Origin of the sequence: Streptomyces fuscichromogenes, assembly GCF_014645815.1 — a bacterium.
Classification (GTDB): domain Bacteria; phylum Actinomycetota; class Actinomycetes; order Streptomycetales; family Streptomycetaceae; genus Streptomyces; species Streptomyces fuscichromogenes.
Genome location: NZ_BMML01000098.1, coordinates 1 through 1835 on the forward strand (window position 1 = coordinate 1; position 1835 = coordinate 1835).

General features: G+C 67.6%; 1 protein-coding gene. It reads right to left on the reverse strand.

All coding sequences use genetic code 11. The features are described from left to right. Positions 1-49: 49 nt before the first annotated feature. Positions 50-1750, reverse strand: a complete 1701-nt coding sequence (locus IEZ11_RS50310; RefSeq protein ID WP_189269842.1) for an IS1634 family transposase — start codon at positions 1748-1750, stop codon at positions 50-52. Positions 1751-1835: the final 85 nt, after the last annotated feature.

Sequence of the window (1835 nt, forward strand, 5' to 3'; positions counted from 1 at the left end):
CCGTCGGCTGGTGGGACGGCGTGTATCTAGGGCTGGTGGTTCGTGCTGGTCAGCGGCTCGCGGGGGCGAGCTGGTAGATCCGTGGCGGTGGGTCGAGCTTGAGCGCGTGGAGCAGGTCGCGTTGGGGCTTGGTGATCTCGGTGCGCTGCTGGAAGGTGCCGGCGGGGCCGGTGAAGGTGCCGAGCTTGATGCGGTCGAGTTCGTGGCGCAGTGTCGGCCAGGTCTGCCCGGTCTGGGTCTCGGCGATGCGGGCCAGGAGCAGGGCGAGCCAGCAGAGCAGGACATGCGCACGGATGCGTTCCTCCTTGCGGTGGAACACCGGCCGCAGGTCGATGACCTGCTTCATGTCCCGCCAGCCGCGTTCGACTTCGAGGAGTTGCTTGTAGCCGAGCGCGATGTCCTCGGTGGTCATCTTGGGGTCGGAGGTGCGCAGCAGGTACTTGCCGTCCAGGTTCTCCTCGGCCTTGATCTTCGCGGCATCGATGCGCAGCAGCCCGCCGGGCGTGACGCGCAGGTAGCGGTTGAGTCCGGGCTTGGTGGAGATCACCCCGCGCAGCTCGGCCCGCTTGGTCGGTGCGAGCTTGTCGGTGTTGTCGATCAGTTCGGTGAGGTGGGCGACCAGGCGGTCTCTGGTCTTCGCGTCGCGGTCGGCGGCGTCGGGGTTGAAGCAGATGACGAACCGCTCGTCCTCGCGGATGCGGACCTCCTTGACCCGCAAGTTGTCGCGGACGTCCTGGTAGCGGCCTTGGCGGGCCAGTGCCTCGGTGGCCTCGGCCGACCCGGAGCGGAGTTTCTCGCCGATGATGTAGTGGTGGTCGCCCGTGCGGAGGTGGTGGCGGTTGCGTTCGGAGGCGAAGCCGCGGTCGGCGACCCACACGATCCTGGAGAGCGTCCAGTCGCGCATGTCGTCCTTGACCTGCCGGATCAGCGCCGAGTCGCTGGTGCAGCCGGGCCAGGACCACACGCGCACCGGGATGCCGGTGCGGGTGACGGCCATCCCGATCACGACCTGCGGCAGGTCATCGCGGTGGTCCTTGGACTTGCCGAACGACCTGAACCCCCGCACCTGGTGCTCGTCACTCGCCTCGTTCTCGGGGACGGGCCGGCCCTGCTCGTCGCGGGCGATGGCCTCGTCGGCGTCCTCGGTCTCGAAGTAGGTGGAGGTGGTGTCGAAGAACAGCAGGTCGACCTCCAGGTTGAGGAGGTTGGCGACCTGGTGGAACACCTCTTCCTCGAGCGTGGCGGAGATCTCGATCAGCCAGTCCATCGCCCGGTAGCAGGCGTCGTCGCTGGTGGCGGGCAGCCCGTCAATGGCGACGTCGTCGTTGACCCACCGGGCCGCTGCCAGCTTCGACGACGGTGCCAGGGCGCGGTTGGCGACCAGCGCGAACAGCACCCGCTCCGCGCTGGCATCGAGGCGACGTTTCTTGAGTAGCCGTTTCATCGCCTTGCCGATCTCCAGCTGCTGCCAGAGCCCGTCCAGCACCCAGGTGCCGCCCAGCGGCCGGGACTCCACGAACACCAGCCCGTCCACCGTCGCGGACAGGGCGGCGTCGGGGTCCAGGAACCGGGTCACCGACGCCACCAGCCGCTGCAGCGCGTCCCGGTTGGATGCGTCCTCCCGGCCGAAGTTGTAGATGACCTGCACCTTGGAGCGTTTCGCCGCGGGGTCCCACACGTTGTGGGCCAGCTGCAGGTAGCGCACCACCGTGCCGTCCTTGTTCCGTCGAGGAGTCGACCGCAGATACATGGACTAGAACCTAGCTTCCAAGCCCAAGGCACGTCAGGGAAATCACCTACAAGCGTGTATCTAGGGCGAACCTCGATTCCCACCA

Bases quoted from the DNA above. Each gene is read 5' to 3' on its own strand.
- IEZ11_RS50310 (WP_189269842.1), bottom strand. From the start codon at position 1,750: ATGTATCTGCGGTCGACTCCTCGACGGAACAAGGACGGCACGGTGGTG.